General features: G+C 56.6%; 19 protein-coding genes. 11 read left to right on the forward strand and 8 right to left on the reverse strand.

The window, feature by feature from the left end; translation table 11 throughout:
* The first annotated feature begins 79 nt into the window (after positions 1-79).
* From tig to D8779_RS11125, 6 genes are all read left to right on the forward strand, one after another.
* A complete protein-coding gene (gene tig / locus D8779_RS11100; protein ID WP_136664549.1) occupies positions 80-1,390 on the forward strand; it encodes a trigger factor in 1,311 nt (436 codons plus the stop codon).
* 91 nt (positions 1,391-1,481) lie between these two features.
* Positions 1,482-2,117, forward strand: a complete 636-nt coding sequence (clpP, locus tag D8779_RS11105; protein WP_136664550.1) for an ATP-dependent Clp endopeptidase proteolytic subunit ClpP — start codon at positions 1,482-1,484, stop codon at positions 2,115-2,117.
* Positions 2,118-2,228: 111 nt separating this feature from the next.
* The gene (gene clpX, locus D8779_RS11110; RefSeq protein WP_136664551.1) at positions 2,229-3,509 is read left to right on the forward strand and encodes an ATP-dependent Clp protease ATP-binding subunit ClpX; all 1,281 of its coding nucleotides are present in this window, start codon (positions 2,229-2,231) and stop codon (positions 3,507-3,509) included.
* 149 nt (positions 3,510-3,658) lie between these two features.
* Positions 3,659-6,052 carry an endopeptidase La gene (lon, locus tag D8779_RS11115; RefSeq protein WP_136664552.1) on the forward strand — a complete coding sequence of 798 codons (2,394 nt, stop codon included), beginning with the start codon at positions 3,659-3,661 and terminating at the stop codon, positions 6,050-6,052.
* 136 nt (positions 6,053-6,188) lie between these two features.
* Positions 6,189-6,461 (forward strand): nucleoid-associated protein HU-beta, encoded by a 273-nt coding sequence (hupB, locus tag D8779_RS11120; RefSeq protein ID WP_010490206.1) that lies wholly within the window; start codon positions 6,189-6,191, stop codon positions 6,459-6,461.
* Between the two features lie 218 nt (positions 6,462-6,679).
* Complete coding sequence (locus tag D8779_RS11125) at positions 6,680-8,557, forward strand: SurA N-terminal domain-containing protein (protein WP_136664553.1); 1,878 nt, start codon at positions 6,680-6,682, stop codon at positions 8,555-8,557.
* A gap of 63 nt (positions 8,558-8,620) precedes the next feature.
* On the opposite strand, the gene fabI is transcribed toward D8779_RS11125, so the two are convergent.
* From fabI to D8779_RS11155, 6 genes are read right to left on the reverse strand one after another with little or no spacing between them, the layout of a single operon-like run.
* On the reverse strand, positions 8,621-9,415 hold the full coding sequence (gene fabI / locus D8779_RS11130) for an enoyl-ACP reductase FabI (RefSeq protein ID WP_136664554.1): 795 nt from the start codon (positions 9,413-9,415) through the stop codon (positions 8,621-8,623).
* Positions 9,416-9,445: 30 nt separating this feature from the next.
* Positions 9,446-11,053 (reverse strand): ABC transporter ATP-binding protein, encoded by a 1,608-nt coding sequence (locus D8779_RS11135; RefSeq protein WP_136664555.1) that lies wholly within the window; start codon positions 11,051-11,053, stop codon positions 9,446-9,448.
* A 1-nt stretch (position 11,054) separates the two neighbouring features.
* Positions 11,055-12,074, reverse strand: coding sequence for an ABC transporter permease (locus tag D8779_RS11140; protein ID WP_136664556.1), 1,020 nt, complete (start codon positions 12,072-12,074; stop codon positions 11,055-11,057).
* A 1-nt stretch (position 12,075) separates the two neighbouring features.
* Complete coding sequence (locus tag D8779_RS11145; RefSeq protein WP_136664557.1) at positions 12,076-13,149, reverse strand: microcin C ABC transporter permease YejB; 1,074 nt, start codon at positions 13,147-13,149, stop codon at positions 12,076-12,078.
* 1 nt (position 13,150) lies between these two features.
* Positions 13,151-14,992, reverse strand: a complete 1,842-nt coding sequence (locus tag D8779_RS11150; protein ID WP_136664558.1) for an extracellular solute-binding protein — start codon at positions 14,990-14,992, stop codon at positions 13,151-13,153.
* Complete coding sequence (locus tag D8779_RS11155) at positions 14,989-16,818, reverse strand: extracellular solute-binding protein (protein WP_167492578.1); 1,830 nt, start codon at positions 16,816-16,818, stop codon at positions 14,989-14,991. The genes D8779_RS11150 and D8779_RS11155 overlap by 4 nt, the downstream gene beginning before the upstream one ends.
* Positions 16,819-17,031: 213 nt before the next feature.
* Between D8779_RS11155 and D8779_RS11160 the strand changes: the two genes are divergently transcribed.
* Positions 17,032-18,477 (forward strand): HDOD domain-containing protein, encoded by a 1,446-nt coding sequence (locus D8779_RS11160; RefSeq protein ID WP_420875601.1) that lies wholly within the window; start codon positions 17,032-17,034, stop codon positions 18,475-18,477.
* A gap of 25 nt (positions 18,478-18,502) precedes the next feature.
* On the opposite strand, the gene D8779_RS11165 is transcribed toward D8779_RS11160, so the two are convergent.
* Both D8779_RS11165 and gloB read right to left on the reverse strand, forming a co-directional pair.
* Positions 18,503-20,080 carry a lytic transglycosylase domain-containing protein gene (locus tag D8779_RS11165; RefSeq protein WP_136664560.1) on the reverse strand — a complete coding sequence of 526 codons (1,578 nt, stop codon included), beginning with the start codon at positions 20,078-20,080 and terminating at the stop codon, positions 18,503-18,505.
* Positions 20,081-20,178: 98 nt separating this feature from the next.
* Positions 20,179-20,952 carry a hydroxyacylglutathione hydrolase gene (gene gloB, locus D8779_RS11170; protein ID WP_136664561.1) on the reverse strand — a complete coding sequence of 258 codons (774 nt, stop codon included), beginning with the start codon at positions 20,950-20,952 and terminating at the stop codon, positions 20,179-20,181.
* A 175-nt stretch (positions 20,953-21,127) separates the two neighbouring features.
* On the opposite strand from gloB, the gene D8779_RS11175 reads away from it, so the two are divergent.
* From D8779_RS11175 to D8779_RS11190, 4 genes are all read left to right on the forward strand, one after another.
* Entirely contained in the window at positions 21,128-21,889 is a 762-nt protein-coding gene (locus D8779_RS11175; RefSeq protein ID WP_136664562.1) for a class I SAM-dependent methyltransferase, read from the forward strand.
* A gap of 49 nt (positions 21,890-21,938) precedes the next feature.
* The gene (gene rnhA / locus D8779_RS11180) at positions 21,939-22,391 is read left to right on the forward strand and encodes a ribonuclease HI (protein ID WP_136664563.1); all 453 of its coding nucleotides are present in this window, start codon (positions 21,939-21,941) and stop codon (positions 22,389-22,391) included.
* Positions 22,384-23,127 carry a DNA polymerase III subunit epsilon gene (gene dnaQ / locus D8779_RS11185; RefSeq protein ID WP_136664564.1) on the forward strand — a complete coding sequence of 248 codons (744 nt, stop codon included), beginning with the start codon at positions 22,384-22,386 and terminating at the stop codon, positions 23,125-23,127. Before rnhA ends, dnaQ begins: the two co-directional genes overlap by 8 nt.
* A 129-nt stretch (positions 23,128-23,256) precedes the next feature.
* Entirely contained in the window at positions 23,257-25,515 is a 2,259-nt protein-coding gene (locus tag D8779_RS11190) for an Orn/Lys/Arg family decarboxylase (protein WP_136664565.1), read from the forward strand.
* The last annotated feature ends 202 nt before the right edge of the window (positions 25,516-25,717 follow it).

Genomic DNA, 25,717 nt, shown 5'->3' on the forward strand with positions numbered 1-25,717 from the left:
AAATTGACCCTCTAGAATGCATGCCCTTGATTTGGGGCCGGTAAACGGCCGGCTTATGTCTGTGCAACGAGGAATATCCATGCAAGTTTCTGTTGAAAGTACTTCTGCTCTCGAACGCCGTATGACCGTTGGCGTTTCTGTTGAGCGCATCGAGACTGAAGTCAACAAGCGTCTGCAGCAGACTGCCCGTCGTGCCAAGGTTCCAGGCTTCCGTCCTGGTAAAGTCCCAATGAGCGTGATCCGTCAGCGTTATGAAGATGCTGCGCGTCAAGAAGCGCTGGGCGACCTGATCCAGTCCACCTTTTACGAAGCCGTTGTTGAGCAGAAGCTCAATCCAGCTGGCGCTCCGGCCGTAGAGCCGAAGTCGTTCGAGAAAGGCAAGGACCTGGAATACGTTGCAACCTTCGAAGTATTCCCGGAGTTCACCGTTGGCGGCTTCGAGGCCATCGCTATCGAGCGCCTGCAGGCTGACGTAGCTGACGCTGATGTCGACAACATGCTGGAAATCCTGCGCAAGCAGAACACCCGTTTCGAAGCTGCCGAGCGCGCTGCTGAAAATGGTGATCAGCTGAACATCGACTTCGTTGGTAAAATCGACGGCGAAACCTTCGCTGGTGGTTCGGCCAAAGGCACTCAGCTGGTACTCGGCTCAGGCCGCATGATCCCAGGCTTTGAAGACGCCTTAGTCGGTGCTAAAGCAGGTGAAGAGCGCGTCATCAATCCGACGTTCCCAGCTGACTATCAGAATCTCGATCTGGCTGGCAAAACTGCCGAGTTCACCGTTACCATCAATAGCATTGCCGCCCCTCAGCTGCCTGAGCTGAATGATGATTTCTTCGCCCTATTTGGTGTGAAAGAAGGTGGTTTGGACGGTTTCCGCGCTGAAGTACGGAAAAATATGGAGCGCGAGCTGCGCCAGGCCATTAAGTCCAAGATCAAGAACCAAGTGATGGATGGCCTGCTGGCTGCCAACCCGATCGAAGTGCCTAAAGCACTGATCAGCAACGAAGTGGATCGTCTGCGCGTTCAAGCTGTGCAGCAGTTTGGTGGCAACCTGAAGCCCGATCAGCTGCCAGCTGAGCTGTTCGAAGAGCAAGCTAAGCGCCGTGTAGTGCTGGGTCTGGTTGTGGCTGAAGTGGTTAAGCAGTGCGAGCTGAAGCCGGACGATGCCCGTGTGCGTGAAATGATTCAGGAAATGGCTTCTGCTTACCAAGAGCCTGAGCAGGTTGTGGCCTGGTACTACAAAAACGACCAGCAAATGAACGAAGTGCGTTCGGTTGTACTGGAAGAGCAAGTTGTAGATACTGTTTTGCAGAAGGCCAACGTGACCGATAAAGCGGTCTCGTACGAAGAAGCTGTCAAGCCGGTTGAAGCACCACAAGCCGCCTGATTTCTTCACCTCGTTCGAACGCGCCATAAGCCAGCCTCCGTGCTGGCTTATGCGTATTTGTGACATGACTATTTAGGGAGCGAGTGCACGCATGTCCCGCAATCCTTTTATGCAACAAATGCCTGAAATCCAAGCCGCTGGTGGCTTGGTACCTATGGTTGTCGAGCAATCGGCTCGTGGAGAGCGCGCCTATGACATCTATTCGCGCCTGCTCAAGGAGCGAGTGATCTTTCTGGTCGGCCCTGTAGAGGACTACATGGCCAACCTGATCTGTGCGCAACTGCTGTTCCTTGAAGCGGAAAATCCGGACAAGGACATCCATCTGTACATCAACTCCCCAGGCGGTTCGGTTACAGCGGGTATGTCGATCTACGACACCATGCAGTTCATCAAACCTAACGTGTCCACCACCTGTATTGGTCAGGCATGCAGCATGGGCGCATTCCTGCTGACCGCTGGTGCCGAGGGCAAGCGTTACTGCCTGCCAAACTCACGCGTGATGATTCACCAGCCACTGGGCGGCTTCCAGGGCCAGGCGTCGGATATCGAAATCCACGCCAAGGAAATCCTCTTTATCCGCGAGCGTCTCAATACGTTGATGGCCAAGCACAGTGGGCACACCCTGGAAGAAATCGAGCGCGATACCAATCGTGATAACTTCATGAGCGCCGAAGCCGCTCGTGAATACGGGTTGATCGACGCAGTGATTGAAAAACGCCCCGCTTAATATAAGAAACTCAAAATAGGGTGGGTCGGCTTGTCCGGCCACCGGCGGGCTTGAAAAAGCCCGCATAAGCCTTCATCTTGTGTTTCAAGCCTACCGGATTGGATTGATCGAATGACTGACACCCGCAACGGCGAGGACAACGGCAAGCTGCTTTATTGCTCCTTCTGCGGCAAAAGCCAGCATGAAGTGCGCAAATTGATTGCCGGCCCCTCGGTCTTTATCTGTGACGAGTGCGTCGACCTGTGCAACGACATCATCCGCGAGGAGGTGCAAGAAGCCCAGGCCGAAAGCAGCGCGCACAAATTACCTGCCCCCAAGGAAATCAGCGGCATCCTCGATCAGTATGTGATCGGTCAGGAGCGTGCGAAGAAGATTTTGGCGGTAGCGGTCTATAACCACTACAAGCGTCTCAACCAGCGCGATAAAAAAGACGACATCGAACTGGGTAAAAGCAACATCCTGCTCATCGGTCCTACGGGGTCGGGCAAGACATTGTTGGCGGAAACACTGGCACGTTTGCTGAACGTCCCCTTCACTATTGCTGACGCCACCACCCTGACCGAAGCCGGTTATGTAGGGGAGGACGTCGAGAACATCATTCAAAAGCTGTTGCAGAAGTGCGATTACGATGTGGAAAAAGCCCAGATGGGTATTGTCTACATCGACGAAATCGACAAGATCTCCCGTAAGTCCGATAACCCGTCGATCACACGTGACGTGTCGGGTGAGGGCGTGCAGCAAGCACTGCTGAAGTTGATTGAGGGTACTGTTGCCTCGGTTCCGCCACAGGGTGGTCGTAAGCACCCTCAGCAAGAGTTTCTGCAGGTAGATACGCGCAATATTCTGTTTATTTGTGGCGGTGCTTTCTCTGGTTTAGAGAAGGTTATTCAGGGTCGCTCGACCAAGGGCGGCATCGGCTTCAATGCCGAGGTTCGCAGCAAGGAAGAGGGCAAAAAAGTGGGCGAGTCATTGCGCGCTGTTGAGCCGGATGACCTGGTGAAATTTGGCTTGATTCCAGAGTTTGTAGGCCGCTTGCCGGTTATTGCGACGCTGGATGAGCTGGATGAAGCTGCGCTGATACAGATTCTGACCGAGCCGAAGAATGCGCTGACTAAACAGTACGGCAAGCTCTTCGAGATGGAAGGTGTTGAGTTGGAGTTCCGTCCTGATGCGCTGAAGTCGGTTGCGCACAAGGCGCTTGAACGCAAAACCGGTGCCCGTGGTCTGCGCTCGATTCTCGAAGGCGTCTTGCTTGACACCATGTACGAGATTCCATCGCAGTCGGACGTCAGCAAGGTTGTTATCGATGAGAGTGTCATCGAGGGCACCTCCAAGCCGTTGCTCATTTACGAGAACAGCGAGCTACCAGCCAAGGCTGCGCCTGACGCGTAATAGCTTTGTAACATGTTGAAAGCAAGGGGCCTTTGGGCCCCTTTGCTTTTCCTACTGCAATGCTTGTTTTTTGTTTGGGCTGCCCCCATCTTAGGGTTAAGGGTCATCCCAACTGTTTACGGCCGTATGGCCGCTGTAGAGCCGAAATCATGAAGACAACCATCGAATTGCCTCTCCTGCCGCTGCGCGATGTTGTGGTCTATCCGCACATGGTCATTCCGTTATTCGTCGGGCGTGAGAAATCCATTGAGGCCCTTGAGGCTGCGATGACGGGTGAGAAGCAGATTCTGCTCCTTGCCCAGAAAAATCCTGCAGACGACGACCCTGATGAGGCCGGTCTCTATCGTGTCGGTACGGTCGCCACTGTATTGCAGTTACTGAAATTACCGGACGGTACGGTAAAGGTGCTGGTCGAGGGCGAGCAGCGCGGCGAGATTGAGCAGTTTATTGAGGCTGACGGTCATTACCGGGCTGAAGTGCAACTGATCGATGATGTTGAAGCGGCTGAGCGTGAGTCTGAGGTCTTTACGCGTAGCTTGCTCAGCCAGTTCGAGCAGTATGTGCAGCTGGGTAAAAAGGTCCCCGCGGAGGTGCTTGCATCTCTCAACGGCATCGATGAGCCGAGTCGACTGGTCGACACCATGGCAGCGCACATGGTGCTGAAAATCGAGCAGAAGCAGGAAATTCTTGAGCTCACCGACCTTACTGCTCGCGTTGAACATGTGCTCGCGCTACTTGATGCCGAAATCGATCTGCTGCAGGTCGAGAAGCGCATCCGTGGCAGGGTCAAGAAGCAAATGGAGCGCAGTCAGCGCGAGTACTATCTGAATGAGCAGATGAAGGCCATTCAGAAGGAACTGGGTGACAGTGAGGAAGGGCATAACGAACTCGATGAGCTGAGAAAGCGCATCGACAATGCAGGCCTAACAGCTGAAGCGCTAACCAAAGCCAACGCCGAGTTGAATAAGCTCAAGCAAATGTCACCGATGTCAGCCGAAGCCACTGTGGTGCGCTCCTACATCGATTGGTTGGTTAATGTGCCGTGGAAAGCCCAGAGCAAAGTACGCCTCGATCTGGCGCGTGCCGAAGCGATCCTCGATGCAGATCATTACGGCTTGGATGAGGTCAAGGAACGTATCCTTGAGTACCTCGCCGTGCAAAAGCGCGTGAAGAAAATCAAGGGGCCAGTACTCTGCCTGGTCGGCCCCCCAGGGGTCGGTAAAACCTCACTGGCTGAGTCGATTGCCAGTGCCACTAACCGCAAATTCGTGCGTATGGCCCTCGGTGGCGTGCGTGATGAGGCCGAAATTCGTGGTCACCGGCGTACTTATATTGGCTCGATGCCCGGTCGCCTGATCCAGAAAATGACCAAGGTTGGCGTGCGCAACCCGCTTTTTCTGCTCGATGAAATCGACAAAATGGGTCAGGACATGCGTGGTGACCCTGCGTCGGCGTTGCTTGAGGTGTTGGATCCGGAGCAGAACCACAACTTCAACGATCACTATCTGGAGGTCGATTACGACCTGTCCGATGTGATGTTCCTCTGCACGGCCAACTCGATGAATATTCCAGGTCCGCTGCTGGACCGTATGGAAGTGATTCGTCTGCCGGGTTACACCGAAGCTGAGAAGATCAATATCGCGATCAAATATTTGGCGCCCAAGCAGGTTCAGGCTAATGGCCTGAAGAAAACCGAGCTGGTGTTTGAAGAGGCTGCGATACGCGACATTATTCGCTATTACACCCGCGAGGCTGGCGTGCGTGGTCTCGAGCGGCAGCTTGCCAAGGTGTGCCGCAAGGTCGTCAAAGAGCACACCACCGAGAAGCGTTTTCAGGTCACGGCTACGGCCGATTCGCTAGAGCATTTTCTCGGTGTGCGTAAGCACCGCTATGGTTTGGCTGAGCAGCAGGATCAAATTGGCCAAGTTACAGGTCTTGCCTGGACCCAGGTCGGTGGTGAGTTGTTGACCATCGAAGCCGTCGTGGTGCCTGGTAAGGGGCAGCTGATAAAAACCGGCTCTCTGGGTGATGTGATGCTGGAGTCGATCACTGCTGCGCAGACGGTTGTGCGCAGTCGGGCTAAGAGTCTGGGCGTGCCTGTCGACTTCTATGAGAAGCAAGACATTCATATCCATATGCCGGAGGGGGCGACGCCCAAAGATGGCCCCAGCGCGGGCGTTGGCATGTGCACGGCGCTGGTTTCAGCCCTGACACAGATACCTGTGCGAGCGGATGTGGCAATGACCGGCGAAATTACCCTGCGCGGCCAAGTATTGGCTATTGGTGGTTTGAAAGAAAAACTACTGGCCGCTCACCGTGGTGGCATCAAGACGGTGATCATTCCAGAAGAGAATGTGCGCGATTTAAAAGAGATTCCGGAGAACATTAAGCAAGACCTGCAGATTAAACCGGTTAAATGGATTGACGAGGTCCTGCAAATTGCGCTGCAATACGCCCCGGAGCCCTTGCCTGATGCGGCTCCCATGGTTGCAAAGGATGAAAAACGCGAGACTGATTCCAAGGAGCGAATTAGCACGCATTAGCCGGAGGGGTTTCTTGACACATTTTTAGAGCCCTTGTTATAAAGCGGCTCTTATCGTGTCGGTAGGCTCTCCAGCACCGCTTCGCTTACATTTAAAAGCAAGAAATAAACTCAACAGAAATTAAGGGGACTTAAGAGTGAACAAGTCGGAACTGATCGATGCCATCGCTGCATCTGCTGATATCCCAAAAGCTGTCGCTGGCCGTGCGCTGGACGCAGTAATTGAATCCGTTACTGGCGCTCTGAAGGCTGGTGATTCTGTAGTGCTGGTTGGTTTCGGCACCTTCGCTGTTAAAGAGCGTGCTGCTCGTACTGGCCGTAACCCACAAACTGGTAATCCGATCAGCATCGCTGCTGCCAAGATTCCAGGCTTCAAAGCCGGTAAAGCTCTGAAAGACGCTGTTAACTAAGTCTTTTCGGTTTTGCCTAACAGACCGGCTGAATGGCTTGTCTGAGGTGAGGCGGGAAGTTCAGCCGATTTGGTATGGCTGAACACGACAAAGCAGCTGCTTGAGTTCGTCCGCTTCGCCAGTTACGAGAAGGCGCATCCACTGATGCGCCTTTCTTCTATCCGGATTTTACCCACACTGCGCGGCTGCGTTTTTTGTACAGCCGTTCTGGGGGACGCATGCTGCAAAACATCAGGGACAATTCACAAGGTTGGATTGCCAAAACCATTATCGGCATCATCGTCGCGCTGCTGGCGTTGACCGGTGTTGACGCCATTTTTACCAGCACCAGTAACAGCCAAAATGCAGCCGAAGTGAATGGTGAGAAAATCACCTCTGCTGAGCTTAACCAGGCTGTCGAAATGCAACGTCGACAGTTACTGCAGCAATTGGGGCAAGATTTTGATGCGTCCCTGCTGGACGAGAAGTTGCTGCGTGAAGCTGCTCTGAATGGTCTTGTCGAGCGCACCTTGCTGCTTGATAGCGCCAAAGAAGCCAAGTTCGCCTTTTCGTCACAAGCGCTGGATCAGCTCATTCTTAAAACACCTGAATTTCTGGTCGACGGCCAGTTCAACGCCGAGCGTTTTGATCAGGTTATCCGTCAGTTGGGTTACAGCCGTTTGCAGTTCCGCCAGATGCTTGAGCAGGAAATGCTGATCGGTCAGCTACGCGCTGGCTTGGCTAACAGCGGCTTTGTCACCGATGCCCAGGTGCAAGCATTTGCCGCACTGGAAAAGCAGACGCGTGACTTCGCGACCCTCACCCTCAAAGCTGACCTGGATGCGGTCACGCTCAGCGATGACGACATCAAGGCCTACTACGAAGCTCAAGCCAGCGAGTTTATGAGCCCTGAGCAGGTGGTGCTGGAGTACGCCGAGCTGAAAAAAGATGCGTTCTTCGATCAGGTTGAAGTCACTGACGAAGCGCTGCAAAGCGCTTATCAGAATGAAATCGCCAACCTCGCCGAACAGCGCCGCGCCGCGCATATTCTGGTTGAAGTGAGCGACAAGCTGGATGACGAACAAGCCAAAGCCAAGCTGGTTGCGGTGCAAAAGCGTCTGGAGCAAGGCGAGGATTTCGCCGTGCTGGCCAAAGAGCTCTCCGATGATTCGGGCTCGGCAGGTGAAGGCGGCGATCTGGGCTTTGCCGGCCCAGGCGTATATGACCCAGCTTTTGAGGAAGCGCTCTACGCGCTGGATGAAAATGCTGTATCGGCGCCAGTGCGCAGTGAGTTTGGTTGGCACTTGATCAAGCTGTTAGGTGTTCAGGCGCCTGAAGTGCCGAGCTTTGCCAGCCTCGAAGAAAAACTGCAACGCGACCTCAAGGCACGTCAGGTCGAGCAGCGTTTTGTTGAAGTCTCCAAAGACCTTGAAGATGCTGCATTTGAAGCGTCGGATCTGGCTCAGCCTGCTCAAGAGTTAGGTTTGCAGGTCAAGACCACTGAGGCCTTTGGCCGCCAGGGTGGTACTGAAGGGTTGAGCGCTAATCGTCAGGTCATCCAGGCTGCATTCAGCGATGAAGTACTGGAAGACGGTAGTAACAGCAGTGTGATCGAGCTTGATCCAAACACCGTGGTGGTGGTGCGCGTCAAAGAGCACAACAAGCCTGAGCAATTACCGCTTGAGCAAGTTGCTGACAGTATTCGCGCTCAGTTGACCAAGGTTCGTGCAAGCGAGGCTGTCAAAGCCAAAGCTGAAGAGCAGCTGGCTGCTCTGCGTGAAGGTCAAACGCCGGTTGCACAGGCTGATGCTAAGCAGGGCTGGAATGTTGTCGAAGCCGCAACGCGCAGCCATGAGGGTGTTGAGCCTGCCGTGCTGCAAGCACTGTTCCGTATGCCCAAGCCTGAAGCTGCCGACAAGCCAAGCTTCGCCGGTATTAGCTTGAGCAATGGTGATTTTGTGATCATTCGCCTCAATGGCGTGAGCCAACCTGAGCAAGCGCTGTCGGACGAGGATAAGGCCATGTACAGCCGCTTCCTCGCCTCACGCGTCGGTCAGCAGGACTTCGCCGCGTTCCGTAAGCAGCTGGAAGAGAAGGCGGATATCGAGCGCTTCTGATCGATACCGCTAACAAAAAGGCCGCTTAATTAAGCGGCCTTTTTGTTGCTGCAAGGTAAAGACTTACTCTTCCATCGCGCCCATGGCGGTGGTGTTGAAGCCGCCGTCGACGTACATGATCTCACCGCTGACGCCCGAGGCCAGGTCGGAGCAGAGGAAGGCACCGGCGTTGCCGACTTCATCGATGGTCACGTTGCGACGCAGTGGGGTTTGCTTCTCGTTGGCTGCGAGCATTTTGCGGAAGCTCTTGATACCAGACGCTGCCAGTGTGCGGATCGGGCCGGCGGAGATGGCGTTAACACGAGTGCCTTCTGGGCCGAGGCTGCCGGCCAGGTAACGTACACCCGCTTCCAGGCTGGCTTTGGCCATGCCCATGACGTTGTAGTTAGGCATGGTGCGCTCGGCACCCAGGTAGGAGAGGGTGAGCAGGCTGCCGTTGCGGCCTTTCATCATCTCGCGGCCGGCTTTGGCCAGGGCAACAAAGCTGTAGGCGCTGATGTCGTGAGCGATGCGGAAGCCTTCACGGGTGGTGACGTCGGTGAAGTCGCCGTCCAGTTGATCGCCTGGGGCGAAACCTACGGAGTGAACGATGCAATCCAGACCGTCCCACTTCTTGCTCAGGGCTTCGAATACCGAGGCGATCTCGTCATCGCTGGCCACATCACACGGGAAGCACAGCTCAGCGTTTGAGCCCCAGTCAGCAGCAAAGCCTTCAACGCGGCCCTTGAGCTTTTCGTTCTGGTAGGTGAAGGCCAGTTCGGCCCCTTCACGGTGCATGGCTGCCGCGATGCCGGAGGCGATGGACAGTTTGCTGGCGACGCCAACGATCAGTACGCGCTTGCCGCTTAGAAAACCCATGGGTGTGATTCCTCTTCCTGTTTTCAAGAATTAATCAGCTGGGACCATAAAGGCCGCTTCCAGCAACTGCTGTGTATAGATGTCCTGTGGTGCGTTAAAGACACGTGCTGCCGGGCCTTGTTCCACCACTTTGCCTTCCTTGACCACCATGATTTGATGGCTGAGGGCCCTGACGACGGCAAGGTCATGGCTGATAAACAGATAGGTCAGGTTGTATTTAGCTTGCAGCGAGCGTAGCAGTTCGACTACCTGGCGCTGCACGGTGCGGTCGAGGGCAGAGGTCGGTTCATCGAGCAGAATCAGCGCCGGTTTCAGCACGAGGGCACGGGCGATGGCAATGCGTTGACGCTGGCCGCCGGAGAATTCATGGGGGTAGCGATGGCGGGTTTCAGGGTCAAGGTCGACCTCAATCAGCGCGTCGATAATGGCCTGCTCCTGTTCGGCTTCGCTGCCCATGCGGTGGATCTGCAAGCCTTCACCGACAATTTGAGCGACCGACATGCGCGGGCTGAGGCTACCGAAGGGGTCCTGGAAGACCACCTGCATCTGCCGGCGCAGTGGGCGTACATCTTCATGTGAAAGCGCGTCGATGGCCTGGCCCTGGAAGCGGATGCCGCCTTGACTGCCGAGCAGGCGCAAAATCGCTAAACCCAGGGTGGATTTCCCGGAACCGCTTTCCCCGACGATACCCAGGGTATGCCCCTGTGGCAGGCTGAAGTTGATGCCGTCCACGGCTTTGACATGGTCAACCGTGCGCCGTAGCAGGCCCTTTTTGATTGGGAACCACACGCGCAGGTTGTCGATTTCCAGCATGGGTTTGCCGGGCGGCTGGTCGACTGGGTCACCAGTGGGTTCGGCCCCAAGCAATTCGCGCGTGTAGGGGTGTTGTGGGGCGTTGAACAATGTCTCGCAAGCGGCCTCTTCGACGATATGCCCGCGCTGCATGACGCAGACCCGGTGAGCAATTCGCCGCACCAGATTGAGATCGTGGCTGATCAGTAGAATGGCCATGCCCAAGCGTGCCTGCAGATCCTTAAGCAGCTCTAGGATCTTCAACTGCACGGTGACGTCCAACGCGGTAGTCGGCTCGTCAGCAATCAGCAGTTCGGGCTCGTTGGCCAGTGCCATGGCGATCACCACGCGCTGGCGTTGGCCGCCCGACAACTCATGCGGATAAGCTTTTAGCCGCTTGTGTGGCTCGGGAATGCCGACCAGGTCGAGCAACTCCAGGGTGCGCGCCGTTGCGGCTTTGCCCCGCAGACCTTTGTGCAAGGCCAGCACTTCATTGATCTGCTTTTCGATGCTGTGCAGCGGGTTCAGCGACGTCATGGGTTCTTGAAAGACCATGGCGATACGGTTACCGCGGATACCGCGCAGCTTGTTCTCATTGAGTTTGAGTAAATCCTGCCCGGCATAGTGAATGCTGCCGCTGGGATGCTGGGCCAGTGGGTAGGGCAGTAGACGCAGAATCGAGTGCGCCGTGACCGATTTACCGGAGCCGCTTTCGCCCACCAGGGCCAGGGTTTCGCCGCGCTTGATGTCGAAGCTGATGTTTTCCAGCACACGCTGTTTGCGGCTGCCAGTAACGAACTCGACCGCCAGGTCGCGCACTTCGATGAGGGTGTTGGAATCGGTCATGTTATTTCCTCGGGTCGAAGGCATCGCGCGACGCTTCGCCGATAAACACCAGCAAGCTGAGCATCAGGGCCAATACGGCAAAGGCGCTGATACCCAGCCAGGGCGCTTGCAAATTGGACTTGCCCTGGGCCACCAGTTCACCCAGCGACGGAGCGCCGGGCGGCAGGCCGAACCCAAGGAAATCCAGCGCGGTGAGGGTGCCAATCGCGCCGGTGAGGATGAACGGCATAAAGGTCATGGTTGAAATCATGGCGTTAGGCAGGATGTGGCGGAACATGATCGAGCCGTTCTGCATGCCCAGCGCCCGAGCGGCGCGTACGTACTCAAGGTTACGCCCACGCAGAAACTCGGCACGCACCACATCCACCAGGCTCATCCAGGAGAACAGCAGCATGATGCCCAGAAGCCACCAGAAGTTAGGCTGCACAAAGCTGGCCAGGATAATCAGCAAATAGAGCACCGGTAATCCCGACCAAATCTCCAGAAAGCGTTGGCCAACCAGGTCGACCCAGCCGCCATAGAAGCCTTGCAAGGCGCCGGCAAATACACCGATCACCGAGCTGGCTAGGGTGAGAATAAGGGCGAACAGCACAGAAATACGGAAGCCGTAGATCACCCGTGCCAGTACATCGCGCCCCTGGTCATCGGTACCTAACCAATTCTCGGCGGAGGGTGGTGCCGGGGCCGGTACTTGCAGGTCGTAGTTGATGCTGGAGTAGCTGTAGCGGATCAGCGGCCAAATCATCCAGCCATCTTTCTCTTTGATCAGTTCCTGGATATAGGGGCTTTTGTAGTTGGCCTGCAGCGGGAATTCACCGCCGAAGGTGGTTTCCGGGTAGCGCTTGAGTACTGGGAAATACAGTTCGCTGTCGTAACTCACCACCAGCGGTTTGTCGTTGGCGATCAGCTCGGCACCCAGGGTGACGAAAAACAATACGAGGAAAATCCACAGCGACCACCAGCCGCGCTTGTGTGCCTTGAATAACTGGAAGCGGCGTTGATTGATTGGGGACAGTTTCATCTCAACCCTCCCGGCTTTCGAAGTCGATGCGCGGATCGACCAGGGTGTAGGTAATGTCGCCGATCAATTTCACCACCAAGCCCAGCAGCGTGAAGATAAACAGGGTGCCGAATACCACCGGGTAGTCGCGGTTGATCGCGGCCTCGAAACTCATCAGGCCCAGGCCGTCGAGGGAAAAGATCACCTCGATCAACAAGGACCCGGTAAAGAAAATACCGATAAACGCAGCGGGGAAGCCGGCGATGATGATCAGCATGGCGTTGCGGAACACATGGCCATACAGCACGCGGGTATTGCTCAGGCCCTTGGCGCGAGCGGTGACCACGTACTGCTTGTTGATTTCATCGAGGAAGCTGTTTTTGGTCAGCAGCGTCAGGGTCGCGAAGTTACCGATTACCAGCGCGGTAACAGGCAAGGCGAGGTGCCAGAAGTAGTCGAATAATTTGCCGCCAAAGCTCAGTTCGTCGAAGTTGTTTGAGGTCAATCCGCGCAACGGGAACCAGTCCCAGTAGCTGCCGCCGGCAAACAGCACGATCAGCAGAATGGCGAAGAGGAAGGCCGGGATGGCGTAACCGACGATGATCATTGAGCTGGTCCACACATCGAAGGCGCTGCCGTGGCGGGTGGCTTTGGCGATGCCCAGTGGGATCGACACCAGGTACATGATCAGCGTGCTCCACAATCCCAGCGAGATCGACACCGGCATTTTCTCGATGATCAGGTCGATAACCTCCGCATCGCGGAAGAAGCTGGAGCCGAAGTCAAGCTGGGCATAGCTCTTGAGCATCAGCCAGAAACGTTCCGGGGCGGATTTGTCGAAGCCGTACATCTTTTCGATCTCGGCGACCAGGTCAGGGTCGAGGCCTTGGGCGCCACGATAGTTGGAGCCCGCCACCGAGACTTCGGCGCCGCCACCGGCGATCCGGCTGGTGGCGCCGTCGAAGCCTTCTAGCTTGGCGATCATCTGCTCAACCGGACCGCCGGGCGCGGCCTGAATGATGATGAAGTTGATCAGCAAAATGCCGAACAGCGTGGGAATAATCAGTAAGAGGCGACGGAAGATATACGCCAGCATCTTATTGCTCCGTGTTCAACGGGGCGCTAGCGGCCGCCGCTTCAGGTGATTTCTCGCGGGCCCACCAGGTGTGCAGGCCAATATCGTATTGCGGCGTCACTTTTGGATGCTCAAAGCGGTTCCAGTAGGCCACGCGCCAGGTTTTGATATGCCAGTTGGGCACCACGTAATGACTCCACAGCAATACGCGGTCGAGGGCGCGGGTATGGGTGATCAGGCTTTGCCGTGAATCGGCCTTGATCAATCCCTCAACCAAGTTGTCCACTGCCGGGTCTTTCAGGCCAATGTAATTGCGGCTGCCAGGCTTGTCGGCGCTGCTCGAATGCCAGTATTCGCGTTGCTCATTACCGGGCGAGTTGGATTGGCCGAAACCACCGACGATCAGATCAAAGTCGCGCGAACGCAGACGATTGATGTACTGAGACACATCAACGCGGCGGATCACCAGCTCGATGCCCAGGTCCGCCAGGTTGCGCTTGAACGGCAGCAGGACGCGTTCGAACTCGGTTTGCGCCAGGAGGAATTCAAAACTTACCGGTTGGCCAGTGCTGTCGAGCATCTGGTCACCATCGACGCGCCAGCCAGCTTCTTGCAGCAACTGATAAGCACGGCGCTGCTGTTCACGAATAATGCCGCTGCCATCGGTACTTGATGGTTGGTACTCGTCGGTAAACACCTTAGGTGGGATCTGTTCGCGCAAGGGCTCCAGCAGCTTCAACTCGTCAGCGGAGGGCAGGCCTGTGGAGGCCAGTTCGGAGTTGTCGAAATAACTGCGGGTACGGGTGTACGCGCCATTGAACAGCTGGCGATTAGCCCATTCGAAGTCAAATAGCAGGCTCAGGGCTTCCCGCACGCGACGATCGCTGAACAAGGGGCGGCGAGAATTGAAGATAAAGCCCTGCATGCCGGTGGGGTTATGATTGGCGATTTCTTCTTTGATCAGCTGGCCGTTGGCGACGGCCTCGGTGTTGTAAGCGGTGGCCCAGTTTTTTGCACTCATTTCCAACCAGTAATCAAACTGCCCGGCTTTGAGTGCTTCCAGAGCGACAGTGTTATCACGGTAATAGTCAGTTTGCAGGCTGTCGAAGTTGTAAAAGCCACGATTGACTGGCAAGTCTTTACCCCACCAATCCTTGACCCGCTCATAGCGGATCGAACGGCCAGCCTGAACGTCGGCCACCTTGTAGGGGCCGCTGCCCAGCGGTATATCCAGATTGCCCTTGCTGAAATCACGCTCGGCCCACCAATGCTTGGGTAGCACGGGCAGTTGGCCAACGATCAAGGGCAGCTCACGGTTGCCTGCATGCTTAAAGACAAACCGAACGCGAAGAGGGCTTTCAACCTCAACCGTTTCGACATCGGCGTAGTAGCCGCGGTACATCGGTGCGCCTTTGCTCATCAGCGTTTCGAAGCTGAATTTGACATCTTCGGCAGTGACCGGTTGGCCGTCATGGAAGCGCGCTTCGGCGCGCAGGTAGAAGCGCACCCAGGAACTGTCCGCCGCCTTCTCGATTTTCTCGGCAAGCAGGCCGTATTCAGTAAAGGGTTCGTCTAGGCCATGGCGGGTCAAGGTGTCGTAGATCATGCCGATGTCGTCAGCGGCAACGCCCTTGTTGATAAAGGGGTTGAGGCTGTCAAAGCTGCCAAAACCGGCTTGGCGCAAGGTGCCGCCCTTGGGGGCGTCGGGGTTTGCATACTCAAAATGCTTAAAGCCTGCCGGGTACTTAGGCGGCTCGTCGTACAGCGTCACGGCGTGTTGTGGGGCTGCCCACGACAGGCTGGCCATGCTGAGCAGGGCCAGGCCGCTGGCGTGAATCAAGAGGGCGCGCAAGGCATGGGTCATTTAGCTTTCTCCATGGATTTCAGCCACCAGGTGCGCAGCCCGAGGGTGAAGGGCGGCGTGGCAGCGAAGGCAAATCGGTTGCGGTAAGCCAGGCGGTGGTAGTCGATATACCAGTTTGGGATGCTGTAGTGCTGCCATAACAGTACCCGGTCAAGGGCGCGGGTGGCGGTGATTTGTTCATCACGGCTTTGTGCCGACAGCAGCTTTTCAATCATCGCATCGACCACCGGATGGGTAATCCCGGCATAGTTTCTGCCGCCTTTGACCTTTGCTTGCGCAGAGTGGAAATACTGCGACTGCTCCAGGCCAGGGCTAAGGGTTTGCGGCAGGGTCAGCAGAATCATGTCGAAGTCGTATTGATCGAGGCGCTGTTTGTATTGGGCGCGGTCGACGGTACGCAGCCTGGCCTGGATGCCGATGCTGGCGAGGTTTTCAGTAAAGGGCTGAAGAATGCGTTCAAGGTTGGGATTGACCAGCAGTATTTCGAAACTCAGCGGCTGGCCCTGACTGTTCAGCAAACGCTGGCCAGAGGGCTTCCAGCCTGCACTGGCTAATAGACCAAGAGCTTTGCGCAGGGTTTCCCGTGGGATGCCACGCCCTTCGGTTTGCGGCATCGTGAACGGCTCGCTGAACAGGCGCGACTGCAACTGTTTACGGTACGGCGACAGCAGCAGCCACTCGGCACCTTTCGGTTTGCCCGTGGCGGCAAATTCGCTGTTGGGGTAGTAGCTTTTGGCGCGGGTGTAAGAGCTGTTGAACAGCGCGCGGTTGGCCCACTCGAAATCGAACATCAAGCCCATGGCTTCGCGCACCTGGCGATCGGCGAACACCTCGCGCCGGGTGTTCATAAACAAGGCTTGAGTCTGGGTAGGGATCTGGTGCGGTATTTCCGCCTTTATGACTTCGCCACGTCTCAACGCCGGGAAGTGATAGCCGTTGGCCCAGTTCTTTGCTTGCTGTTCGATATAAATATCAAATTCGCCTGCTTTGAACGCCTCAAACGCCACATGGCTGTCGCGGTAAAACTCTACGTCTACCCGGTCAAAGTTGTACTTGCCACGATTGACCGGCAGTTTTGCACCCCACCAGTCCTTAACCCGCTCGAACCTCAGGCTGCGCCCAGGGCTGACCTGGGTGATGCGGTACGGCCCGCTGCCCAGAGGGGGCTCGTACGTGGTGGCCTTGAAGTCGCGGTCTTTCCAGTAGTGCTGTGGCAGCACCGGCAACTCGCCCAGACGCAAAATTAGCAAGGAGTTACCGGCACGCTTGAGGACAAAACGGATGCTGTGACGATTGAGAATATCGACCCGTTTTACTTCTTGCAGGTTGGTGCGGTATTGCGGATGGCCTTGTTTGAGCAACAAGCGGTAGGAGAAGGCCACGTCATAGGCGGTGATTGGCTTGCCGTCATGGAAGCGCGCTTCGGGGCGCAAGTTGAACACCACCCAACTACGGTCATCACTGTATTCCACCGATTCGGCGATCAGGCCATAGCTCGATGAGGGTTCATCGCCTGAGGGGTCATACGCGCCGGTTCCCACCATCAGGGGAGCATTGAGTTCATTGACCCCGTATTGCAGGAAATTGGCGGTGCTGATCGGGCTGCTGCCCTTGAGGGTGTAGGGGTTAAGCGTGTCAAACGTGCCGTTGGCCATCATCCGCAGCGTGCCGCCTTTGGGGGCTTCTGGGTTGATCCAGGCGAAATGGGTGAAGCTGGCAGGGTACTTCAGTTCGCCAAACTGGGCGTAACCATGGCTCTTATACAATGTGGCCCAGGCAGAAGAGCTGATGGCCAGGCAGAGGAACAGCGAGAGGAGGGGACGTATCAAGTGAAATATCCGATCCGTGGCGTCTAAGGGCTGCTGATCAGGCACATTAACAGCTTGTATCGGCAGGAAAAAGGTTAGGGTCTGATGATCTGGGTTCGCGAGCCTACGTGCCGTGATTAAATATGCCCAAATGGCAATAGACCTGATGCTCGCGCCAAGCAATACCGGCACCTTGACTACACTGAATTAACGAACTGCGAGGACCTTATTTTGGTAACAACTTGCCATGGTTTGCAGTCATGGATTGATCGCTTCAACCAAGCCGAACTCCCCGCCCTGGCTACGGTGGTGCAGGATTTACACCGTCTTACGCAGGGTGACAAATCATCTGTGCAGCAATTGGCCGATGTGTTGCTACGCGATGCGGCGCTGACCACCAAGGTGCTGCGTATCGGTAATAGCGTTTACTACAACCCTTCCCAAGAACCTATCCGCACCATCTCCCGCGCCATTGTGTTGATCGGCTTCGATAACGTGCGCCAGATCGGTTTGTCGGTCAGTTTGATTGACGGCCTGTTGGCGCGTAGCTCCCGCGATCAGCTTGCGGAACTGTTGGCACGCTCGTTTCACGCCGCCGTGCAGGCGCGCAACATCGCGGGTTATGTCCTGAGCAAGAACGATGAGGAAGTGTTTATCGCCGCCTTGCTGCATAACGTTGGCGAACTGGCATTCTGGGGATGCGCGGGGGATGCAGCCGATGATCTGGCCAGTGCGTTGGCGCAACCAGGGATCGATGAGGATGAAGTGGTGATGCAGCAGCTGGGCACCAGTTTCCGCCAGCTGAGCTTGGCATTGGTGAAAAGCTGGAACCTAGGCGATACCGTCAGCCTGGCGCATCAGTCAACCAGCCAAAATGATCCGGCAGTCAAAGCGGTGACCTTAGGTGCCAAAATCAGCCGGGCGGCGCTGGATGGTTGGGATACGCCAGCCATGGAAGCGTTGGTCGGCCAGTTGGCCGGCTTTATTGGGGTAACCCCGCAGGAGGCCATGCAACAGGTGCTGGCCAGTGCTGAAGAAACGGTCAAGCTGGCCGCGACGTTCGGTGCCAGCCAACTGTGCAAGTTGATCCCCAATACTGACCCAGAACAAATCCGCTTGCAGCAGGAGCAGCGTAAGGCGCGTTTACTGCAGCCCAATCTACTGACCCTGCAACAAGCCTTGCAGGACCTTGGGTTGATGGTTTCGCGCCGCAGCGATATTGGCCTGGTACTCGACACCCTGTTTAAGGGGCTGCACCAAGGCGCTGGGTTGGAGCGCGTCATGTTGGTGGTGCTGGCGGACGGGCACAGCTGTTTCCGTGCCAAGCGGGTGATGGGTGAGGGCACCGAAAGTTGGAGTAAGGACTTTGTGCTTCCTGCAGAGCAGCCTGAGCAGCCCCATATTTTCAGTTATGCACTGCGCAATAAGGAAGCCCTTTGGATGGGCGTTCCGGCCAGTTACAACCTTAATGAGTTGGTCACCCAGCCGATTCGTCAACGGCTTGGACAGGGTATGTTTTTTATTGCGCCGTTGCTGGCCGGTACGCGGGAAATTGGCTTGCTGTATGCCGATAGCCGGGTATCCGGGCGGGCGTTGAAGCATGAACAGTTTGTCGCGTTTCAGCGGTTTACCCAGCTGACTGCGCGCTGCCTGGAAGCAATGACTAAGAAGGCCTGAGCGTTGGCCTATGGCCTGGGGGCACTTAGTTAGCGCTGTAGAGGGTCAGAGTCTGCCCTGGCTTGAGGGCTTTGCCGGCCCTCGGATTCCAGCTTTGCAGGTTTTTCATCGGGACCTTGAAACGCTTAGCAATCAGGTAAAGCGAATCACCCTGGCGCACCTTGTAATAGGTTGCGCTCTGGCGCGACGAGTTGCCCTTACTGCCGCTCGCGCCACTGCTGGGGGTGCCCGCACGTAAGGTCAGTACCTGGCCGACTCGCAGGCTATTGCCTGACAGCTTGTTCCAGCGCTGTACATCCTTGACGGCGACTTTGTGGTTTCTGGCGATCTGCCAGAGGTTGTCGCCATTTTTTACTCGGTAGGTGCGGCTTGGCTCGCTATGGGCAACCGTGCGTTGGAATACCGGTTCACGCTCAGGTATACCGGGTTGAGCGGGAATACTGAGCATCTGGCCAATGCTCAGGTTGTTGCCGGAGAGCTTGTTGATGTCTTTCAGGGTGCTAACCGTCAGTTGGTGGCGATTAGCGATGCTGTGCAGGCTATCGCCTGAGCGCACGCGGTACTGCTGCCAGTCCACCCGCTCCTGAGGTTTCATCAAGGACAAGTTGGCGGTCAGCAATTCGGCCTTGTCAGTTGGGATCAACAGGTGTTGTGGGCCATCCAGGGTCACCCCTTTTTTGAACGCAGGGTTGAGCAGGTACAGCTCGTCCTCATCCAGGTCAGCCATAGCGGCGACGCGAGCCAAGTCCATGTGCTGTTTAAAAACAACTTTCTCGAAATACGGTTCATTGGCAATTGGATTGAGGCTGACGCCATAGGCTTGCGGTGTCATCACCACTTGCGACAAGGCCAGCAGCTTGGGTACGTAATTCTGAGTTTCGGTGGGCAGCGAGAGGTTCCAGTAGTCAGTCGGCAGACCGAGCTTCTGATTGCGTTCAATCGCGCGGCTGACTCGACCTTCGCCGGCGTTGTAAGCCGCCAACGCTAATAGCCAATCACCGTTGAACATTTCTTTGAGTCGCGTCAGGTAGCTGATGGCCGCATCGGTTGAGGCCATCACATCGCGCCGGCCGTCATACCAGTTGGTTTGGCGCAGGTTGAAGTTGCGCCCGGTCGACGGGATGAATTGCCACAGACCCACCGCGTTGGCGTGGGAATACGCCAGCGGGTTGTACGAGCTTTCGATCATCGGCAATAGGGCCAACTCCATCGGCATATTGCGCTGTTCCAAGCGCTCAACGATAAAGTGGATATAAGGGCTGCTGCGCTCGCCGGCTTTTTCAATAAACGATGGGTTGCTGACGAACCACAGTCGCTGCTGTTCGATACGCGGATTGAGGGTGATGGTGTCTTGTAACTGATAGCCGTTGCGCACCCGTTCCCAGATGTCTGTTGGTGCTTCGGGAGCCGGTACAACGCTGCTATCGAGCCATTCTGGCTCCTGTTCAAGACCGACCGCGCGGTCGGTGTCGCGACTCTTGTCGGCGCGGTGCTGATTGCCGGTCTGGCAGCCGGCGAGGGTTACGCACATGATCACCACAAGCGCCTGAGCGCTTCGTGTCAATGCCTTTAAATTCAAGGTCTTGCGTGGTGATAAAGGCATTGGCGGCGATGTACTTCCCGGCGAAAAGGTCGGGCGATTCTAGGAATCAGTATGCCTTTGGTCAAGTTTTAACCAGTCTTTTGTGCGGTTGTCGAGATTCAGAAGGTGTCTTTCCAGGCGCGCAATGCCGCAAATATTTCAACATCCGAGCGCTCTTTAGCCCCATCGCGCGCGGCGATTGTGGCGCTGACTGTGGCCTGTGCACTGCGTAAAAAGGGATTGGTGGCACGCTCCACTTTTATGTTGGACGGCAAGCTGATTCGTCCAGCCTCACGCCATTGACGTACTTCCTCCAAGCGTTGGGCCACGTTGGTATTGTGTGGCTCAACGGCTGCGGCAAAACGCAGATTGCTCAGGGTGTATTCATGGGTGCAGTACACCTCGGTTTGCTCAGGCAGTGCGGCCAGCCGGCTAAGCGAGGTATGCATCTGCGCGGGTGTACCTTCGAACAGACGACCGCAGCCACCGGCGAACAGCGTGTCGCCACAAAATAACCAGTGTTGCTCGCCCTGGTGGTAGGCGATATGCCCCAGGGTATGGCCGGGCACTTCAAAAACTTGAAAACTGTGGCCGAGCACTGTGACGTGATCGCCTTCGCTGAGCGCCAAGTCACGCCCTGGGATTTTCTCGTTGGCCGGGCCGATGACGCGTGCGCCGCTGGCTGCTTTCAGCTGTTCGATACCGCCGACATGGTCGAAATGGTGGTGGGTCACCAAAATGTCGCTCAGCTGCCAACCCGGGTGGGCCGCCAGCCAAGCCTCGACCGGCGCCGCATCGCCAGGGTCAACCACCGCGCAGCGACGTTGCGTTGGGTCTTGTAGCAACCATATGTAGTTGTCAGAGAAGGCAGGCAGTGCGTCGATTTTTATCATGAGCGGGTCGCTAAGCAGGGCACAAAGGTGCATCTTAGGTGGCAATGGCGGTGCTGGCTACGCAGCACGATCGGCTGTGCGTCGGCCCTGCTGAGTCGTGCATGACTCTAGCTCGCGAGAGCGTGGGTAGGTTCTAGCCCCAGCTCGGTCGTGAATATTACGGGAGTAGCCTTTTATGTCCGATCCCCCTTTTGCCCTCGCTGACAGTGAATGGCTCGAGCTTCTTAGCGAGGCGCGCAGCTGGCTGAGTGGCCCGCTCGGGCAGTTACTGCTGGAGCAGGAGCGGCAGATGCTTGAAGAAGAGCTGACGCGTTTTTTCGGTGGCTATCTGGTGCATTACGGGCCCGCCGCTGAAGCCCCGCCGGATGCTCAGCAAATTCAACGCTGCGTGCGCCTGGGGCCGCCATTCAAGGGCGTGGAAATTGTCTGTGAGGAACAATCCTGGCCATTGACCGAGCATGCCGCTGATGTGGTGGTCTTACAGCATGGGTTGGATTTCAGCTTGTCACCCCATGGTTTGCTGCGTGAAGCCGCGCGCAGTGTGCGGCCCGGCGGTCATTTGCTGATTGTGGGTATCAACCCGATGAGCAGTTGGGGCGTGCGCCATTTATTTACCCGCGATGCGTTGCGTCAGGCACGCTGCATCGCGCCGAGTCGGGTGAGCGACTGGTTGCACCTACTGGGTTTCGCGCTGGAGAAACGCCGCTTCGGGTGCTATCGTCCGCCGCTTTCTTCGCCGGCCTGGCAGGCACGATTGGCCTCGCTTGAGCGCTTAGGTGCTGCCTGGCAGTTGCCGGGGGGCGGTGTTTACGTGCTGGTGGCACGCAAACTGGTGGTCGGCCTGCGCCCGCTGCGCCAGCCCAATCGTCAATCAGTTGGCAAGTTGCTGCCAATGCCCGTAGCTAAAGTCAGTCGCCGTGAAACACCGCAGAAGTAAATGGCATAAATAGAACTGACCGATCAATTGAGTGAGAGATTGCAGATACATGAGTGAACAGGTCGAGATCTACACCGACGGCGCCTGCAAGGGTAATCCTGGCGTGGGTGGATGGGGCGCGTTGATGATTTTCCAAGGCGTGGAAAAAGAATTGTGGGGTGGCGAAGCCGATACCACTAACAATCGCATGGAAATGACTGCAGCTATCCGCGCTCTGGCCGAGTTGAAGCGTTCCTGCGAGGTACGCTTGGTGACCGACTCACAGTATGTAATGCAGGGCATTCAGGATTGGATGCCTAACTGGAAGAAGCGTGGCTGGAAAACTGCCGCCAAGCAGCCGGTGAAAAATGCCGACCTCTGGCAGCAGCTGGATGAGCAGGTCAACCGGCATACCGTTACCTGGCAGTGGGTGCGTGGCCATACCGGCCATCCGGGCAATGAACGCGCAGACCAATTGGCCAATCGCGGCGTTGATGAGGTAAGAGGGTTGAAGCATGCGTAGTGTGGTGCTGGATACTGAAACCACCGGTATGCCGGTGGCTGACGGTCACCGAATTATCGAAATCGGTTGTGTTGAGCTGATCGGTCGTCGCCTGACGGGCCGGCACTTTCATGTGTACCTGCAGCCGGATCGTGAAAGCGACGAGGGTGCGATTGCGGTTCACGGTATTACCGATGAATTCCTCAAAGATAAGCCGCGCTTTAAAGAAGTCGCCGATGAATTCTTCGAGTTCATCAAGGGCGCGCAGCTGATCATCCATAACGCGGCGTTCGATATCGGCTTTATTGCCAACGAATTTAATTTGCTGGGGCAGGGTGATCGTGCCGAGGTCAGCGATTATTGCTCGATCCTCGATACGCTGATGATGGCCCGCGAACGCCATCCGGGGCAGCGCAACAACCTCGATGCCCTGTGCAAACGCTATGGTGTCGACAACTCCGGCCGTGACCTGCACGGCGCTTTGCTCGATGCCGAGATTCTGGCTGACGTTTACCTAACCATGACCGGTGGGCAGACTAATCTGTCCCTGGCCGGTGACGGTTCCGAAGGCGACAGCAATGGTCGCCAGCAGCCCAGTGCGATTCGTCGTTTGCCTGCCGAGCGTGCGCGTACGCGGGTGATTCAGGCCACTGATGCCGAGCTGGCCGAGCATGCGGCGCGCCTGGCAATTATCGAGAAATCTGCCGGGGCTTTGCCGCTTTGGTTGCAGATGGAACAGCCCAAAATCGAAGCCTGATGGTGTCGTGAGTTATTCACTCGCGACCTTTTCGTACAGCGTCACGTAGAGGGGTTACGCCAGTCCGTGCGAGCCTCTAATCTGAAGTGATAGGCAGGCCTGCACCTGCCGCTCTTCAGGGACGCCACAATGTATAAAGACCTCAAGTTCCCCGTCCTGATTGTGCACCGTGACATCAAGGCCGATACCGTGGCCGGTGACCGGGTGCGCGCCATCGCTCAAGAACTGGAGCAGGACGGCTTCAGTATTCTGTCCACCGCCAGCTCCGCTGAAGGGCGCATTGTTGCTTCGACGCACCACGGTTTGGCCTGCATTCTGGTGGCTGCCGAAGGCGCGGGGGAAAACAAGAACCTGCTGCAGGACATGGTCGAGCTGATTCGCATTGCCCGGCGCCGTGCGCCGCAACTGCCGATCTTTGCCCTTGGCGAGCAGGTGACCATCGAGAACGCGCCTGCCGAGGCCATGGTTGATCTCAATCAGTTGCGCGGCATTCTTTATTTGTTTGAAGACACGGTGCCGTTTCTCGCGCGGCAGGTAGCCCGCGCAGCCCATAATTATCTGGATTGCCTGTTGCCGCCGTTCTTTAAAGCGCTGGTGCAGCACACTGCACAGTCCAACTATTCTTGGCACACGCCCGGCCATGGCGGCGGCGTGGCCTATCGCAAGAGCCCGGTGGGGCAGGCGTTTCACCAGTTCTTTGGCGAGAACACTTTGCGTTCTGACCTCTCGGTGTCGGTGCCGGAGCTGGGCTCGTTGCTTGATCACACCGGCCCGTTGGCCGAAGCCGAGGCCCGTGCGGCGCGCAACTTCGGTGCGGACCACACCTATTTCGTGATCAATGGCACCTCAACCGCCAACAAGATCGTCTGGCACAGCATGGTCGGGCGCGATGACCTGGTCTTGGTTGATCGCAACTGCCATAAGTCGATTCTGCATTCGATCATCATGACCGGCGCGATTCCGCTGTACCTGTGCCCCGAGCGCAATGAGCTGGGCATCATCGGGCCTATTCCGCTGAGTGAATTCAGCCGCGAATCGATTCAGGCGAAAATCGATGCCAGCCCACTGGCGCGCGGTCGTGTGCCAAGCAGCAGCGGGGCGATGGTCAAGCTGGTGGTGGTGACCAACTCGACCTACGACGGCCTCTGCTACAACGCCGAGCTGATCAAGCAGAGCCTGGGTAACAGTGTCGAGGTGCTGCATTTCGACGAGGCCTGGTACGCCTACGCAGCGTTTCACGAGTTCTACGCCGGCCGTTACGGCATGGGCACGCTGAGAGCCGAGGATACGCCGCTGGTGTTTACCACTCACTCGACGCACAAGCTGTTGGCGGCGTTCAGCCAGGCGTCGATGATCCACGTGCAGGATGGCGGTGCGCGCCAACTGGATCGGGATCGCTTCAACGAAGCCTTTATGATGCACATCTCCACCTCGCCGCAGTACGGCATCATCGCCTCGCTGGATGTCGCCTCAGCCATGATGGAAGGTCCGGCGGGCCGCTCACTGATTCAGGAAACCTTCGACGAGGCCCTGAGCTTTCGTCGAGCCCTAGCCAATCTGCGCCAGAGCCTCAGTGTTGATGACTGGTGGTTCAGCATCTGGCAACCGCCACAGGTAGAGGGCTCTGATGATGTCGTGACCCAGGACTGGCTGTTGCAGCCGCAAGCCGATTGGCACGGTTTTGGCGATGTCGCTGAAGATTATGTGCTGCTTGATCCGATCAAGGTGACCTTGGTGACGCCAGGCCTGACGGCCGATGGCAAGCTGGCCGAACGTGGCATTCCAGCGGCGGTGGTCAGTAAGTTTCTCTGGGAGCGTGGTTTGGTGGTAGAGAAAACCGGTCTGTATTCCTTCCTGGTGCTGTTCTCCATGGGGATTACCAAAGGTAAATGGAGCACGCTGTTGACCGAGCTGCTGGAGTTCAAACGCAGCTATGACGCCAACCTGGCGTTGAGTGATGTGCTGCCTTCAATCGCCCAGGCCGGCAAGGTGTTCTATCAGGGTATGGGCTTGCGTGATTTGTGCGATGCCTTGCACGCCTGTTACCGCGAAAACGCCACTGCCAAGGCACTTAAGCGCATGTATACGGTGCTGCCCGAGGTGTCGATCAAGCCTGCTGATGCCTATAACCAACTGGTGCGTGGCGAGGTTGAGGCTGTGCCGATCGAGCAGTTGGAAGGTCGAGTTGCAGCGGTCATGCTGGTGCCGTACCCGCCAGGTATCCCGTTGATCATGCCGGGTGAGCGTTTTACCGATCAGACCCGCTCGATCATCGATTACCTGGTCTTCGCTCGCGCCTTCGATCGCAGTTTCCCTGGTTTTGACGCTGATGTGCACGGCTTACAGCGTGAGGAGGGGGTTTACACCGTCGACTGTATCAAGGGCTGATGCGGGCTTGGCTTGACTGCTCTAGCGGGCGGTTCTGATCTTGCCCACCGGTCCGCAGTCAGTCTTTCTCTGTAGATCAAGCGCTTATCGCCGATAGGTAAAAATTGAGCTTAACTTTAATGGCGTGTTCTGCGTCACAGTGGTCAGCATCGACATTTGTCGGTTGGTTGTTATAGTTGCTCGATTTTTATCATAAGAACAT

The sequence above is a fragment of the Pseudomonas leptonychotis genome (genome assembly GCF_004920405.1).
Classification (GTDB): Bacteria; Pseudomonadota; Gammaproteobacteria; order Pseudomonadales; family Pseudomonadaceae; genus Aquipseudomonas; species Aquipseudomonas leptonychotis.